The organism is Alphaproteobacteria bacterium (genome assembly GCA_023898725.1).
Taxonomy (GTDB): domain Bacteria; phylum Pseudomonadota; class Alphaproteobacteria; order JAUHZC01; family JAUHZC01.
In genome coordinates this window covers 435,906-452,000 of the sequence record CP060236.1, presented here as the reverse complement: position 1 = coordinate 452,000, position 16,095 = coordinate 435,906, and the positions used below count along the sequence as shown (strand labels likewise).

The following is a 16,095-nucleotide window of genomic DNA, read 5'->3' as shown; positions in this document are numbered from 1 at the left end:
CAAACAAATGATATTCTTCTTGTATAGCAAAATATTTCACGCACCACCAGCCATAGCACCCTTGACCCCTCAGAGAGGAGCGCTTATATCTAACAATAGTGTGGGTGTCGGGCAACGGCGTATTGTGCAATACGAGGAAAGTCCGGGCTCCATGGAAAACGGTGCCGGGTAACACCCGGCGGGGGAAACTTCAGGGAAAGTGCCACAGAAAATATACCGCCACGCATGTGGTAAGGGTGAAATGGTGCGGTAAGAGCGCACCGCTGTCGTGGTAACATGACAGGCAGGGTAAACCCCACCGGGAGCAAGACCAAATAGGCTTTTTATGCCACGAAAGTGGCCAGTATTTCCGACTGATGAAAAGCGGGTAGGTTGCTAGAGGGGCATGGCAACATGTCTCGTAGATGAATCGTTGCCTCGCGTGCGTACGCACGTATGACAGAACCCGGCTTACAGACACCCGCATTATTTTGCTTTGGATTTGGCTTTTTTGCTTAGTATATTCTGGCATCGCACAACGGCGTCACAGTCCAGCATAGTTGCATAGAGATAGGGAGGGGGCTGCAAGCACCTGTGATAAGAGTCTTTCTCACGAAAATATTTCACAAACTTTCGATAGTAGTAGAGTCGATCGAGACACAAACAGACAAGTCTTAAAGCAGCAATCTCTTGAGAAACACCAACACATTCATAAAGATCCATTAACTCTCCCCGTAATGTGAGCCAACTTGCCTGCCCCACAAGCATAGCTCTCAGACCAACCTGGCAATCCTCACAGAGCGCAAGTGCATCAAACAACGCTCTATTAATCAGCAAATCCAACACTCGAATCTGTTTAATGAACGCACGTGAAAACATGTATTTTTTGCGCTGAGGCTTCAAAGAAAAGAGGGCTTTTGTTCGTGCAAGTGTATAGCCAGGAGATAAAGCATAGGAATCAGAATCAACCATATGTAAATCTGTATCTTGGATATTTTCCCAGTTACAGATTTTTTCTTCTATTTTTTTCAGGATTTCTCCAGGTGTTTTCAATGTTTGAATATGCGGCCAAAGCGCCTCTTTCCCATCACCAAGCCAATTCTGTACTAGGTCATTTGTAAATCGCAAAGCCTGCAGAAACGTTAGTTCCTCTATGATCGAATCTCCAACTAATGCATGTGTATTCCCCATGATCTGAGCATGTCCCGAACCAAGGGAACCAAGCTCGATCGCGTAAATTTCATCCACCCGCTTGGGTATGTAAGCTATCAATTTTTTCGACTGCTTTTGAAGCCTATCGTTAACATAGTGGTTTTGATTTTTAACAGCCTGGGGGTTTACATCTAGCTTGTCAGTAAGTTGTAAACATAGATCATGAATTTTTGTATGTTGTTTATCAACAGAATGTACCCCTGCACTTATCTCGCTCAGAAAGAGGAAGATAAGCGCAGGAATATAGTAAGTCAGCCGTAAGTTCATTATTATTCCGCCGTGCATTCCTTATAAATTTCAACAGCTTCTTCCCGAAGAGCGGAAGAAAGCCTACCCCAATTTTCATCGGTGATGGGCATGGGATCAATTCCCCACTGCTCACTGGGAATAAGATCAGAACTGGGGTCAAGATCTTCTCCAGCAAAGACAAACAGCTCGGCAAATCTACGTTTAATAAGCCCCGTAGATATGACCTTAGAACCACCTACTGTAACGCGTCGCCAGTGTCCAAAATACTCTCGTGCGGCATCACACCCCTTAGTGTTCACAGTTGTTAACACATCAGCCTTCCTAAAGTTTCCCAGTCCTATATTGAAACATAACGAAGTAAGCGCATCCTCGTGCCATGGATCAATTTTTACTTTAACTAATGGTTTTATATTAGCTCTGTCATGTATATCAGACACGAGAAGTCTCAATGCCTGAGGCTCTGATAACGTTTTACCTTCATAGGACTCTCCGCGTGTCACAAGGTGTCCATAGCCTATAGTAGGATTGCCGCCACTGTCTTTATATACACCAGGAGAAAAAGACTCAAAGCGTTGGATAAGTCTTACAGCTCCTCCAGGAACAGACCAATCTTCTGACAGTGCTGAGCTAGCAATGCATGGTGAAACAAAGAAAAGGATAGATAAATAAATAATTTTGATGTACTTGTATGATTTAAACATAATTACACTCCAATTTATTTGGTTACACAAAAAAAACGGCTGCGCATTAGAACTGTTACAGGTTTTTGACAAAATAGCAATATTTAATTGTCCATATTTTCTTATTATTCACTCTGCCCAATAAGCCTCATAGATAGCAACAGCATGCACGCGCAAATCTTTCCCCATCAGGGTCCAATTTTCGTCGGTGATCGGAATAGGAGGGCGTCCCCATTGCACACTCGGAGGGAAAGAAGACGCCGGATCGACCAATCGATGGGAAAAAATACACGCCTCAGCCAATCGCCGCATCATCAGACCCGGTAACGCAACCCCTCCAGAACGGCGCCAATGGCCAAAGAATGCACAAGCGCTCTCATAGTCCTGTGTATTTGTATGCTTGAGAACCATAGACTGGCTAAAGCGTTTCATCCCAATATTGAAGCACAACGAAGTGAGCGCATCTGATTGGTGGGAAGCCAAAGACCTTAATACATAGGGTTTGATATCTGCGCGCGTTGTTATGTCCGCGCGCAAAAGGGTGTGCGACTCTCGTTCTGTGAGCGTTGTTTTTTTCAAGCAAGACTCTGCTTGGGAAATGAGGTGACCGTAACCAATGGTTGGCAATCCAGCAGCGTCATTGTAGGCATTACACCGGAAACCTTCGCATGTTTTAATAAGATCAAGCAAGCGATCAGAAATGGTTGCACGTTCTGATGGATAAATCATGGTGGAATCCTTTTCCCAAACAATACGCACACCATACAAAAGGTATCTCTCTATCATTGAAAAAAACTTCGTTGATGTCAGAACAACAAAGGAGGGGGAACCTAACAACCGTCTGGATGCTTAAGAGAGAGTGCGCGCCTTTCACAAAGGCGGTGCGAGGATTATTTTTGTATTATTGCTCGTAAGGAAGGGATTGGAATTATCAACAGGTTTTTTTCCTATTATATATATTTAATAGAATAGTTATTGTAGTTGGCGCGTGTATAACTGTAATACACACTTGTGGATAATTAATTTTTGTCCCCAGGCGCCTACCAAACCATATTGTGTGTAATACGCATAACTTTTTATTCATGCCTATAACTATGATGCGATACACCGTCTGACTTGGGGATAATTATGGGGATGATTTCTGCATTTTTTTTATGCATTTTGTTATGAGCCTGTTATGAACCTGTGCAAAAAGCCTGTGTGATTGTATGCTGGCAGGGATAAGTTTTCTCTCTGCGGGTTATGCATCATGTTATCCCCACTATTCACAGGGAGGAAGGGAACAAAAAACACGTGGTCTGTGCTGGTGCTTGTTCGATACGTGTTATTTATTTGGAGTTTTGCTCCATAAGGAATTAGCGATTGTGCGCATGAATGCGTCATGATTGGCCGTGTCTGCTGGGCAGGGAGGAAACGTACGGGGTTCACGATAGGGGCGTGTGACCGTAAGGTTGGAGTCTGTGTCTGTCTTGTGTGAGCGTTGTAACTGCAGGTTAGGTTGTCGCCCTCCAATAAGCTCCAGATATACATCAGCAAGCAGGTATGAGTCCAAGAGGGCGCCATGTTTATCCCGCATGGCGTTATCTATGCCAAAGCGCTTGCACAAGGCATCAAGGCTTGCGGGGGATCCAGGAAATTTTTGGCGTGCGATGCGCAAGGTGTCAATAGCTCGTACCATCGGTATTTCAGGGAGGTTAAGCCACACAAGTTCTGCGTTCAGAAACTTCATATCAAATGCAGCATTATGGATCACAAGAGGGCTGTCCCCAATAAAAGTCAGAAAATCGTGAATTACTGACTCCATAAGAGGTTTGTCCTCTAAAAAAATATCCGTAATGCCATGGATGCGCGAGGCCTCTGAGGGCATAAAGCGCTGGGGATTGATATATTGGTGGTAGGTATTACCTGTTGGCAAGTGATTGAAAAGTTCAACGCACCCAATTTCAACAATGCGATGGCCGCTTTTCGGATCAAGCCCTGTAGTTTCGGTGTCGAGAATAATTTCGCGCATAGTCTGACAGTGTATTTCCAGAATTTTTTATATTTTTATGTGCCCTGGATAAAAATTTCAATCCTCTACTTGAATGATTGCTCAGGTTTTTCTATGATCTATTTTTTATTTCACGTGTAAGGATTAATTCGCATGGAACGTGTTCCCATGACACCTCAAGGTAAGATTGCCCTCGAAGATGAGTTGCGCGTACTCAAGACCATTGAGCGACCCGAGATTATTCAAGCCATCGCTGAGGCCCGGGCTCATGGAGATCTGTCAGAAAATGCTGAGTACCATGCGGCCAAAGAAAAACAAGGCTTTATTGAGGCTCGTATTCGCGACATCGAAGGCAAGATATCATGTGCAGAGGTCATCGATCCTGCCAAAATTCGCTCAACACGCGTGTGTTTTGGAGCCACCGTGACGGTCGTAGATGAGGAAACTGATGAAGAGGTAACCTATCAAATTGTTGGATTTGATGAGGCAGACCTAAAGACACAAAGGATTTCCAATACCTCACCTCTTGCGCGCGCCCTCATAGGAAAGTCCCAAGGAGAGAGTGTTGAGGTGCGCTCACCACGTGGTGTTAAGGGATACGAAATTCTCAAAATAGCTTACACATAGAAACTTATCTGTTTGATAGCGGGGGTTGCCCTGCGCCTTGGCCTATTTTCTCTACAAAAAACACAGGCCGATTGCGCTCAGTCCTTGTGAACTTCTCCCTTCTATTATGTTTGGGGCGTTAGAGTTGTAAGAAAAAATCCCAGAAAATGGCACAGGATTAGTCAGTACAATTGGGGCTCTAACCTCTTAATGAGAAAGACTATGCTCATGCAAACAAACCCTCAAGAGGATTATAATTCCTCTATGGTTTTGAGGTATGTTTGCGTGCAACCCCCGGGCTGAGGATATAAATCGTACATGCCACCATCAACCGCTTCTCAAGTGGATACTGCGCAATCTTTCCGAGTCCTTCGACGATGATATATCCGGGAGAAAACTCAGACATACCCGGAACAGAACTAGCTATATCCAAAAGCATCAATAAAGTGATGCAAACCAGTAGCCTCAAGAAAGTTGTGATAACCAGCAGCCATCGCACCTAACATGAGAAACATCCCGCCGAAGACAGTTTTTCCAAGCCACATAAAGGCCAAATTGCAGTTTAGGCACATTCCGATATAGATATAGGATTTATTTCTCCAGGGAGAGTAAATACGTGAGTCCATTATTTTTTCCAAGGTATGGGCATATTTTGCCGGATTTCTCACGACACTATTGCTTTGAACGAGGCTATACCGGTGATAGGAATAAACGCCAACAAAGAAAAAGTACACAAGCCACCCTGCTGTTGACCACGCAGTGTCCCCGGGATGGGGGCGCAGAATGACGAGTATCAAGGCGAGAGCAGGATGATTAAGTGTATAAAATAAATCCCACAGTAAAAGAGTATTTTTATATTTTTAGATTTCCTTTATTATCATGGGTATTATAAAAAATAATAAATACACAAATATAACATATAAAATTTCGGATTTATTTTTTTAAAAGCCGAAATTGTGTTGACGAAAGCAGAGGGCCTCAAGTATGTGGGATCGTGTCACATCCTCTGAATCGGCAAGATCTGCGATGGTACGACTTACCCGCATGACGCGGTGGTAACCTCGGGTTGAAAGGGCGTGAACATCGTTTGCTTTTTGAAGGGTTTCCATGGATTCAGCGGTAAATTTTCCGTGCGCCGATAAAAATTCATGAGGTAACCGGCTGTTCGCGATCGCCGTATCAGGGTTACGCCTGCGTTGTCTCTCCCAAGCAATATCTACGTTGGTGCGCGCATCACTACTGGATTCTGTGGGAGGCATATTATACGAAACGGGACTCACAGGCCTTACATTTACAAAGAGATCAAACCGATCCAAGAGTGGCCCCGATAGTTTATCAAGATATTTTCGCACACACACAGGCGCCTTCCCACAGGCTTGTGGCAATCCCGCATACCCACATTTACAGGGATTAAGAGCAGCAACAAGTTGAAAGTCAGCATGGAAAGTAGCCGTGTAGTTCGCACGAGATATATGGGCGCGTTGACTTTCAAGCGGCTCACGTAGGGCTTCGAGTGTTTTTCCTGAAAACTCAGCAAGCTCATCCAGGAACAAAATTCCATTGTGGGCAAGGGAAACTTCTCCGGGTTTTACATGAAGCCCTCCTCCCACAAGAGAGACTGCAGAAGACGTATGATGTGGGCTGCGAAAGGGACGTTCCCGCGGTGCGTATGATGCTGGCTCTTTGTGTATTGAAAAACTGTAATTAATGTGTGTTTCGATCACCTCATCAGGTGAAAGAGGGGGAAGAATGCCATGCAAGGCCTTTGCGAGAAGTGTTTTTCCTGACCCTGGCGATCCAATCATCACTAAATTATGACGTCCTGCTGCTGCGATAAGAAGGGCCCGCTTTGCCTGTTTTTGGCCATAAATACCAGCAAGATCCTGTTTGTGCGTCTGTGTCTTGTTTGTCGACGATGGTGGTTTTACCGAAAGGCAAGACTTGTTGTGTAGAAAATCAATAACATCTTGTACGTGCGTGGCTCCTTTTACATGGGGGACAGCCCAGGAAACTTCATGCGCATTTTCTTTTCCACAAATAAGAGTCGTTGCCCTGTTTTGTGCATGCAAGGCAGCTGGTAGGGTTCCCCATACAGGGTTAATGCTGCCATCAAGTGATAGCTCACCCATGAATATATACAGCGCCAGCCGTTCCGGATCCACAACACCCATGCCCCCTAAAATACCCAAACATATAGGAAGATCATAGTGTGTGCCCTCTTTTACCATATCAGCAGGTGATAAATTCACGGTTATACGTTTGGGGGGAAGTGTGTAACCTAGATAATCAAGAGAGGCATAAATGCGCTCCTTGGATTCATTAATTGCCTTATCACCAAGGCCAACAATCGTAAATATCGGGCGGCCTTGGGAAAGAGACACCTCTGCGTTGACGGGAACAACCTGTGGTCCCAGGAACGATACAGTCGGTACTTTCACAAACATGATGCAGATAACATAATAGGTCGACCAGTTATGCCACTATAATTGCGCGAGGTAAAAACAGGGACATAAAGTTGCCAACACTACAGGATTCATAAGGAAATTATGGCATATCTTTTTTATCAAATTTGGTATTTATACACCAGTAAAAGAGCCCTAGAGAGAATCCACAGAGGCCCTAAAAGTATTCATTGTTTGAAGCATTGTTGCGCCAATGTTTGCGGGTGAGGGTGTGACGATAACACCTGCGCCAGTAAGTGCATCCATTTTATTTTGTGCGGTTCCTCTTTCTCCGATAATGATTGCTCCCGCGTGTCCCATGCGTTGTCCTATAGGTGCTGACTGACCAGCAATAAAAGCTACCATAGGTTTGTGGATGCGTTCGTGTGTGGGGATACTATTAAGATATGTTGCTAACTCCTCTTCGGCATTACCGCCGATTTCTCCAATGATGATGATACCTTGTGTATGAGCGTCATGCAGCAAAACAGCGACAGCATCCACAAAGCTTGTTCCGATAATAGGATCACCCCCAATACCAATGCAAATGCGTTGACCGAGCCCCAGTTGGCTCAGTTGCCAAACAACCTCGTATGTTAGTGTTCCAGAGCGCGAAACTACAGCAATCGACCCAGCTGTGTGAATATTTCCCGGCATAATACCAATTTTGCATTTTTGTGGGACAATAATGCCAGGAGAGTTCGGACCTACGAGAATAGTCTTTCTTCCGCGAAGGGCGCTCTTTACACGCAACATGTCGTGTACAGGAATTCCTTCTGTAATGCAAACGACAAGACCGACATCAGCATCAGCCGCTTCCATAATCGCGTCAGCCGCTAGTGCTGCCGGAACATAGATAACGCTGGCATCAAAATCAAGATTTTTACGCGCCTCCGCAACTGTGTTAAAGACGGGAAGATCAATGTGTTTTGTGCATCCTTTTCCGGGCGTAACGCCTCCGACCATTTTTGTTCCATAATGGAGGGCGCTTTGCGTGTGAAATGTCCCGTGCTGTCCCGTAATGCCCTGACAGATAATCCGTGTGTTTTCATCAATCAGTAGGCTCATGTTCATGTTTTCCCCACAATTGCCTTCACGTGGTTTACGGCTTCTTCGAGTGTGTTAGCTGTTATAATATCAATGTTTGATTCTTGAAAAATGCGTCGGCCCTCTTCCACGTTTGTTCCCTGAATGCGCACAACGAGGGGAACAGAAATTCGTATATCATTGATAACATGTACGATGCCTTTTGCCAAAATATCGCAGCGGGTTATCCCGCCAAATATGTTGATGAGCACACAATCAATCTGTGGATCAGAAAGAATTAAGCGAAAGGCAGATGTAATGCGTTCTTGGGTTGCCCCCCCACCGATATCCAAAAAATTGGCTGCATTAATGCTATTTTGCTTTAGCAAATCCATCGTAGACAACGCAAGGCCAGCACCATTGACCATACACCCCACATTACCATCAAGCTTACAGTAACTGAAGCCAAGTTGTTCGGACTCGCTTTCAATTTCTGAGATATCCTCAACATCTTTGAGTTTCAAAAGATCAGGACGGCGATAAAGGGCGTTGTCATCAATGGATATTTTTGCATCCAGGGGAAATAACTTTGCATCAGTTGTGAGTACAAGCGGATTGATTTCTATCAACTCTGCGTCACATGCAACAAATGAACTGTAAATCTGGATGAGTGCCTGTTGCAATGGTTGGATCATATTGTAAGACAAATGAAATCCATAGCTAATTTGACGAATATGATGCGGCCAAAGACCAATGAGCGGATCAATATAAATTGTTTGCATCGTTTCGGGGGAAGACAAGCTTGTTTCTGTGATGTTGATTCCCCCCTTAGGAGAAATCATCAGGCGTATTTTTGCACGCATTCGGTCAACAGTGAGAGATAAATAGAATTCTTCTTTGATTGCGCAGGCTTCTTCAATGTAGACTTTGCGAACAAGAACGCCTCCACGGGGTGTTTGCGGTGTTTCAAGCTTTGATCCAATAAGGCTTTCAACGACATCCCTTAGCTCCTGTTTGGAGGATACAAACTGGATTCCTCCTGCTTTTGCCCGTCCACCAGCATGAATCTGTGCCTTCACAACCCACTTGGGCGAATGCAGAAGGTGTACCTTGCTCACAGCTTCATCAGGGGTGTACGCAATATAACCCGGTAACACATCAATCCCATTGTTACGAAGTATTTGCTTTGCTTGATATTCATGCAAGTTCATTGCGGTTTTCCCCCTCTCTAGCCTAACTGGATTGTAGGGAATTTTTACGCAAGGTAAAGGGGTATTCAGCTCTTGTGGGTGCCTAGAGACAAAGTTTGCCAGTATGGTACAAAGGGCTTGAAAGGTTTTGTCAAAGAAGTAATGTATAAGATATTTTTAGGGGGGATATAATGAGAACTTCAGTCAAACACGCCCACAACCACACCTATTCCGATGATGCACTGCATGCCTTCACTGGCAAATCTTTGCGCAAGAATATTACACAAAACACCCATCGTTTAACCCCTGCGCTTATGAAACGCTTTCACGTAAGGATATTTCAGGAAAAATCTGATGGTATGCATGTCCAGTTTAATGAGGACGCATCTCCAGAAGCAATATTTGGTTTATACGCTCATTTAGGAGGAAAGGTACCTCTTCATGTCGGGGGAGGAAGACAACAGTCTTCTGGTGTTACCTTAGGAACCACGGTGTGCATGGATCAAAACAATACAGTGTGCGCTTTTACCCCACAGGCCCTTGAGGCAATTCCTGGTAATTTTGATGATGTTCTTTTGCTGGCTATTCATCGTGGGGCAACGGATTTGCATTTTAATCCCTATGAAACAGAAACAACAGTCAGCAGTCGCATTGATGGGGTTGTTAGTGACTTAGGAATATTGCCGGGTGATATATGGGCATCATTGCGTGTTCAGATGAAAATGCGTGCACATCTTGATATTGCAGAAACACGTCGGCCACAGTCCGGGTGTTTTTCCTATCATAAGGAAGGGGTTTTTCTGGATATACGGGTTTCAACACATCCATGTATTCATGGAGAACGCATTGTTTTGCGTTTTTTGGGAATGGATGCCCGGGAAAAAAGTCTTTCCGATTTGGGTTTTTCTGACAGCAGGATTCATGCCATTCGCATGACGTTAAAAAAATCCCAGGGTGTTTTTCTTGTAACAGGTCCAACGGGATCAGGAAAAACAACCACACTTTACTCTCTTGTGCACATGTTGTATGCGCGTGGTGTGCGTTCGATTATGACGCTTGAGGATCCGGTTGAGTATCGACGATCGTACATGGTTCAGTCGAACATTAATCCGGCATTGGATTTTTCCTATGCACAGGGGTTGCGGTCTCTTTTGCGCCAAGATCCGGAGGTTATTTTGTTAGGAGAAATTCGCGATGAAGAAACAGCACGCATGGCGTATAGAGCTGCAATGACAGGAACACTTATTCTTGCAACCGTGCACGCTGGTAATATTCAAGGTGTTATTGCTCGTCTTATAGATTTTGGTGTGGGAGTCGGTGATATCGCTTCTCAAACAATGGGTGTATTAAACCAAAGACTGATTCGAACCCGATGTGTTTGTGGGCACAAAACGTGTGTGGTATGTGCCGAAGGGGGACTGCGCGGACGAACAGTGCTTGATGAATATGTGCGCATGCCGAGCTACTGTGGTAACGGACACACCCTTGAGACACGGCATGACCTCATGCGTTGGCTTGCAGAATCTCAGGAAGAAAGCATTCTCTCCAGGGTATGGGATCTTTTACGGGATGGGCGTACAACGTTTGCAGAAATAGAACGCGCCCTAGGCCCAGTGACGACTCTTTTACAGGAAAGTAGCCATGAAGCTGTACCTTGGCATTGATGAAACGGGCGCACTTTTTCAAGGTGGATTTACGCGCTCTTCCCAATGGGCGCGGATGACACTGCGGCAATTGGGTTGCTTCTATCTTTGCCGTCTTCCTTGTATGCGGAGGCAGAATTTATCTTGCGTGAGGAAACTCAAACCAATGTTTGATGCGCTGGGTGATTTGTTGCAAGCAGGCGTTCCTTTGGCGGTAGCCTTGGACTGTCTCTCCCAGGAAAAATCCTATGGAGGCTATCGCTTGCTTCTACAGGAAATAAAATACTCCCTGTGTCATGATGGTCTTTCACTGGGTCAAGCCCTGGAGAAACAACCATTACTTTTTGGGCCACACACTGTTTCCTTTGTGAAGCTAGCCGAACACATGGGTGATTATGTGCATTCTTGCCAGTTTATTAGTCATCTTTTTGAAAAACAAATGGCACGCGATGCATTGATGGCGCGTATCAAAGGACAATTGCGTATTATTACAACATTTATGATTATCATGTTTGTTGCTCTGTTAGTAATTCTTGTTCCGCAGCTTCATTCATTTTTTCAAGAAAATAGTATGGATACGGGTATTTCTACACAGTTTGTAATCGCTTTAAGTGAAGGAATTGCTCATGTTTCAGCCCCTATATACCTAGGGTTTTGTCTATGCCTGATAGCGAGCAAAACGCTGGGGGGAATCTTGTATGATCGTTTAATGCTATGGTCGTTTTTTGGAATTTTTAAAGAATACACACACCGAATTTTTCTGCGCATTCCTTTTTATCGACAGTATATGCGAGCAACTCTATGGTTTTATATGACCTGTCTTGTTGGGCGAGGGATAAAATTCACTGATGCACTGGAAGCGTGTGCGCATATTTTTCCAAACAATACAGTAAAGAAACATCTTCACTCTCTTTACCAACAAATGGAAAAAGGAAGGGCAATTACTTGTGTTTTGGAGGTGTCTTTTTTGTGTTCGCATCACACAAAAGAATACATTGCGAGTCTTTCTTCCGGGAATACAATTGGGAAAATCATCAAAACAATCGCGACTCTTGAGCAGGATCGACTGACGCGTTCCACAGAGCGTCTTCAGAACATGATTTACCCCACAGGTATTGTGGTGCTAGCTAGTGTGATTGTGTGGATTATTTATGCAGTGTTTTTTCCCATCTACCATAATATAGGTATTCAGCTGTGAGTTCGCGTGTTTCTTTTTGTTCTTTCTCTTCTCCTGTAAAGGAATCCGCGCATGCCCTTTTTGCAACGAAAAGTCTTCTATACAAAAATGTGCTTTTTTTCCCCTATGCAGGTCCTCTCGAGGGGCGGGTCTATAGTCTTGGAGGTGTATCTGCGTGGGGTCGTTGGTTTTGGAAGCGTGTGTGGAGACAAGATCATCAGATAGGTTTTTATCAATGGAGCCACTTACAGAAGAGAAGGTGGGCATCCTATTTGTGGAGTGTGTGTGAACCTGAACATGGGATATTAGAGGCTAGTGTCTGTTCTGCCCAATACGCTCACAAGCAGATTCGTATGATCGCACCACTACAAACAGGTATCGTTACGTTTCTTGCGCAACACCACCACATACTCGATCATGAAAAATGGCTGTGTGTCTATCAAATGGACTCACACACACGGATGGTTGCGTCTCAAGGGGGGTCTATTGTTGATGATAGGCCCTTTTCGGTTGCGGATGATTTTTGGCACAAGCATCGGGGGGTTGGTCCAATTTTGGTTGATTCTTCTTTGAAAAAAATCAACATTCCCGTGCGTTCTGTATGGAAGAGCGTGGATATTCCCCATGAAAACATGACGGCGATATTGCCACACATTACACCCTGTTTGCGAATGAGTTTTATGACACCTAACCCTAAAGTTTTACAGGTTTTTCGCTTGCATAGGGCTCTTAAATGGGTGGAAAAAATAAGTATACTCTTCCTTATTGTGGGTAGTGTTTTTGGTGTTTCCTTAGGCATAGATTGTTATACAAAAAGATGCCTTAGTAGCATCAACATTTCCCCACCCTTGAGAAAAACAAAATATTCACCAATGCGCAACAAAACGCACGAAACACTGGGGCAGAAACTGAGAAAGTTTCACAGAAATCCTCATAGAAAGGTTTTTACTCATGATTTTTGATAAAATATTTTGGAGACATACGCTGCGAACACCCGTATGTGTGGCAGCACTATGTTTATGGATGGGTCTTGCATCTGTTTATTTGTTTTGTGTGGGGGACACCAAGCATGTTTCCTGTTTGATGGATCCCCAAAAAATTACTTGTCCAAAAATGAGGGTTTTTCTCACAAAAAGTGCCCGTCTTTACGGTATGTGCGTACAGCGCGTAACAGCCCAGTGCTTGTCTTCCTCCCAGGGTTCATTACCGCGGATACTACTGACGATGGGAGGAACGTTGGAAGAATCACCTTTGATCAATGAGTACATCGCAGATATACAGCGTGACTATCCCATGGTACTTGCGCTGCAATCTATACGGCTGAGCCGTGGTAAAAAACGCACGGGATTTATCATTAAGCTGGAAAGTCGTCAATGTATATGAAGTCATTAATAATTTCTCCTGTTACCAATACAAAGTCTATGCATGTCTTTAAGGGGGAGGAAAAGCATTTAAAAAATCACAGAGAACTCACCCATGAAGGACTCTTATTGCGTGCACATAAATCCTTGTCTATGGGATTTTGGAGATCCTGCCGTGTACCTATGATTGCTTACTTTTTAAGTGCTAATATCCATGCGGGTAGCTTGGGGAATTATTGTATTGACGGTTTTTATGTCAAAAGTATTGTGTATGAAAGCCCTCTACAGTGGACGGTGATTATTAATGGATCCACTTACATTCCTACACGCAAGCGTCAAGGTAGTCTTTCTTTGCTGCGCGTTTCGTCGGATGCTATTGTGATTAGCATTGATGGTGCCCATGTGCCTTTAAAAGCTCACGAAAGTTATGATTGTGTACGTAAAAAAGTCATTTCAGGAAAGTGTATGTTCCAGCCGATAAAAAAACATCCAGGACCGGCGTGAAAATCAATGGTCTGGGGGATCAGAAATTCCTTGCACAAAAGGGACAAGACCAATGTGTCGCCACCGCTTCATCCGTTCTGCATGAACAATATTGACAGCCGCTTGAATGGCGTCAGCAAGAATAGTGTTGATAATGATATAGTCGTATTCTATCCAGTGACTCATCTCTTGAGCTGCCCGCTGCATGCGCCTGCTTATTACAGAAGCAGAATCTTGGCCCCGCGATATGAGCCGCTGTTGAAGAGCTTTCTTGTTAGGAGGCAAAATAAAAATACTGACAACATCTTGATTTTTATGTTGCTTGATTTGCTGGAATCCTTGCCAGTCAATATCAAAAACAAGGTCACCACCCTGTTGCAATCTATCCAACACGGGGGCTTTTGGTGTTCCGTAATAATTACCAAACACGTACGCATGCTCCAAGAAATGACCACCACTCACCATACTATTAAATGTTTCCTGGTCGACAAAATGGTAGTCTTTCCCATCAACCTCCCCCGGACGGATTGGACGTGTGGTATAGGAAACAGAATGCGAAAGAGCCTCTACGGATGCGATTAATCCACGGGCGATACTTGTTTTTCCTGCACCTGAGGGTGAGGAAAGTGCGAAAAGAATCCCTCTTCTTGAGATGGGGGGAGTCATTATTTTCCTTGCATCATTCTTTCTGAACAATCCACACTATAAAATTTATTCGGTTGCATGTTCAAGATAATTTTTCAGATCTTTAATTTTAGTATTGATATCTTTTTCTTGGGGTTTCAGGAACTGAATTGCCCGCTCAAGCTGCTTTTTTGCTTCTGGGATATTACCAATTAAATACGAACGCTCTGCGAGGGCCCATGACATTGCTCCCATACGTTTCATTTTCCCAAGAGCAAAAGCATACAAGCGCCAAAATTCAGGATTTTCTTTTTCTGTCTCACGCATCTCTTCAAGAATTTTAAGGGCAGATTCTGGGCTTGCATTTTTTCCAATAAGTAAGCTCCACGCATAAGAAAGACGGACAAGATTTCCCTTGGGATTTAAGGATACAGCGGTGCGATAGGAGGCGCGTGCTTCTTCATGTTTTCCTGAAACAAACAAAACCTGTCCTTTCGTTTCTTGGTAATAAGGGTTCTTAGGATCATTTGCAATGAGCGTGTTGAGTAATTCCAGAGATTGTGGATGTTTGCCTAATTTGTGGTAACCCACCGATCGTGCGTACAAAGAGTGCTTGTCTTTTTTTCCCTGTGTTTTTCGGAGTGTTACAGCCCCTGGTTCAATGAAACCCCTCAGTTTGGCTTGTAGTTGTAGATACCGTTGGTTCAAATCTTTCGGAAAGGTTGCGGAAGATGCCGCAGATGTTTTTTTGGATAAAATGACATCCGCGCGGTCTTTTGGATCAGGGTGGGTAAGTACGTAAGGGTCAGGCTTTAATGAGGAAAGATTTTCGCGGCGATGGAGCATTAATAAAAACGATGTGAGTCCCTCAATAGGCCAATTAAGTTTTGTCAGAATTTCTGTTGCTGTTCGGTCTGCTGCCGCTTCTTTACCTCTATTCCATCGAAAAAACCCCCGCCGCACAATTTCTGATCCCCCTAAAGCCACTGCTAGGCCAGCACCTGGATTGGCTATCATAATACCAGCCCCTAATAGCGTAGTACCAAGTGCTAAGAGCTGACGTTCTTTGATGGTGATCATGAGAAGCTCCACATGGCGAGCATAAATGTGGCCTGTTTCGTGGGCAATAACCCCCGCCATTTGCTCGGCGGTTGCCGTGAGAAGGATTCCTGTATGTAGGATCATAATTGGCCCCACAGAAGCAGCCGCATTAATTTCGGGATCTACAACGACATAGTGTCGAACTTTGCCAGATGGAATCCCCACAGTTTTATAAATAGGATCAGAAAGAGCCTGAATAACATCGGTGAGCTCCTGATCTTGGATTGATGTTCCTCTCTTGAAGTCATAAAGCGCCTGCGTGGGCATTGTCAGGCTGATCAGCATAAAAAAAAGGGAAAATATGCTGTGGGAAAATTTTTGTTGCACGCTGCT

General features: G+C 44.3%; 17 protein-coding genes and 1 other RNA gene. 7 read left to right on the top strand and 11 right to left on the bottom strand.

The window, feature by feature from the left end; translation table 11 throughout:
• Positions 1-99 precede the first annotated feature (99 nt).
• Positions 100-469, top strand: an RNA gene (gene rnpB, locus H6849_02000) — RNase P RNA component class A.
• Here rnpB and H6849_01995 read toward each other — a convergent pair.
• The 4 genes from H6849_01995 to dnaQ form a co-directional block, all read right to left on the bottom strand.
• Positions 466-1,458 (bottom strand): hypothetical protein, encoded by a 993-nt coding sequence (locus H6849_01995; GenBank protein USO01793.1) that lies wholly within the window; start codon positions 1,456-1,458, stop codon positions 466-468. The two genes, rnpB and H6849_01995, sit on opposite strands and share 4 nt — an antisense overlap.
• A gap of 2 nt (positions 1,459-1,460) precedes the next feature.
• Positions 1,461-2,141: a lysozyme gene (locus tag H6849_01990; GenBank protein USO01792.1), complete on the bottom strand. Its 681-nt coding sequence runs from the start codon at positions 2,139-2,141 to the stop codon at positions 1,461-1,463.
• A 108-nt stretch (positions 2,142-2,249) separates the two neighbouring features.
• Positions 2,250-2,906 (bottom strand): lysozyme, encoded by a 657-nt coding sequence (locus H6849_01985; protein ID USO01791.1) that lies wholly within the window; start codon positions 2,904-2,906, stop codon positions 2,250-2,252.
• A gap of 538 nt (positions 2,907-3,444) precedes the next feature.
• Positions 3,445-4,131, bottom strand: a complete 687-nt coding sequence (gene dnaQ, locus H6849_01980; GenBank protein USO01790.1) for a DNA polymerase III subunit epsilon — start codon at positions 4,129-4,131, stop codon at positions 3,445-3,447.
• A 132-nt stretch (positions 4,132-4,263) separates the two neighbouring features.
• Here dnaQ and greA point away from each other — a divergent pair, with 132 nt between their 5' ends.
• Complete coding sequence (greA, locus tag H6849_01975; GenBank protein ID USO01789.1) at positions 4,264-4,737, top strand: transcription elongation factor GreA; 474 nt, start codon at positions 4,264-4,266, stop codon at positions 4,735-4,737.
• 241 nt (positions 4,738-4,978) lie between these two features.
• On the opposite strand, the gene H6849_01970 is transcribed toward greA, so the two are convergent.
• From H6849_01970 to sucC, 5 genes are all read right to left on the bottom strand, one after another.
• Complete coding sequence (locus tag H6849_01970; protein USO01788.1) at positions 4,979-5,155, bottom strand: hypothetical protein; 177 nt, start codon at positions 5,153-5,155, stop codon at positions 4,979-4,981.
• On the bottom strand, positions 5,136-5,513 hold the full coding sequence (locus H6849_01965; protein ID USO01787.1) for a hypothetical protein: 378 nt from the start codon (positions 5,511-5,513) through the stop codon (positions 5,136-5,138). The genes H6849_01970 and H6849_01965 overlap by 20 nt, the downstream gene beginning before the upstream one ends.
• Before the next feature lie 144 nt (positions 5,514-5,657).
• Positions 5,658-7,160, bottom strand: a complete 1,503-nt coding sequence (locus H6849_01960) for a YifB family Mg chelatase-like AAA ATPase (GenBank protein USO01786.1) — start codon at positions 7,158-7,160, stop codon at positions 5,658-5,660.
• A gap of 153 nt (positions 7,161-7,313) precedes the next feature.
• Positions 7,314-8,225, bottom strand: coding sequence for a succinate--CoA ligase subunit alpha (sucD, locus tag H6849_01955; protein ID USO01903.1), 912 nt, complete (start codon positions 8,223-8,225; stop codon positions 7,314-7,316).
• A gap of 2 nt (positions 8,226-8,227) precedes the next feature.
• Entirely contained in the window at positions 8,228-9,394 is a 1,167-nt protein-coding gene (gene sucC, locus H6849_01950) for an ADP-forming succinate--CoA ligase subunit beta (protein ID USO01785.1), read from the bottom strand.
• 170 nt (positions 9,395-9,564) lie between these two features.
• Here sucC and tadA point away from each other — a divergent pair, with 170 nt between their 5' ends.
• From tadA to H6849_01925, 5 genes are all read left to right on the top strand, one after another.
• A complete protein-coding gene (tadA, locus tag H6849_01945) occupies positions 9,565-11,037 on the top strand; it encodes a Flp pilus assembly complex ATPase component TadA (GenBank protein USO01784.1) in 1,473 nt (490 codons plus the stop codon).
• Entirely contained in the window at positions 11,015-12,214 is a 1,200-nt protein-coding gene (locus H6849_01940; GenBank protein USO01783.1) for a type II secretion system F family protein, read from the top strand. The genes tadA and H6849_01940 overlap by 23 nt, the downstream gene beginning before the upstream one ends.
• Before the next feature lie 332 nt (positions 12,215-12,546).
• Positions 12,547-13,155: a hypothetical protein gene (locus H6849_01935; GenBank protein USO01782.1), complete on the top strand. Its 609-nt coding sequence runs from the start codon at positions 12,547-12,549 to the stop codon at positions 13,153-13,155.
• The gene (locus H6849_01930; protein ID USO01781.1) at positions 13,145-13,576 is read left to right on the top strand and encodes a hypothetical protein; all 432 of its coding nucleotides are present in this window, start codon (positions 13,145-13,147) and stop codon (positions 13,574-13,576) included. The genes H6849_01935 and H6849_01930 overlap by 11 nt, the downstream gene beginning before the upstream one ends.
• A complete protein-coding gene (locus tag H6849_01925) occupies positions 13,573-14,058 on the top strand; it encodes a hypothetical protein (GenBank protein ID USO01780.1) in 486 nt (161 codons plus the stop codon). The genes H6849_01930 and H6849_01925 overlap by 4 nt, the downstream gene beginning before the upstream one ends.
• A 3-nt stretch (positions 14,059-14,061) precedes the next feature.
• Here H6849_01925 and gmk read toward each other — a convergent pair whose 3' ends face one another.
• Positions 14,062-14,703 (bottom strand): guanylate kinase, encoded by a 642-nt coding sequence (gmk, locus tag H6849_01920; GenBank protein ID USO01779.1) that lies wholly within the window; start codon positions 14,701-14,703, stop codon positions 14,062-14,064.
• Between the two features lie 45 nt (positions 14,704-14,748).
• Entirely contained in the window at positions 14,749-16,047 is a 1,299-nt protein-coding gene (locus H6849_01915) for a M48 family metalloprotease (GenBank protein ID USO01778.1), read from the bottom strand.
• Between the last annotated feature and the right edge of the window lie 48 nt (positions 16,048-16,095).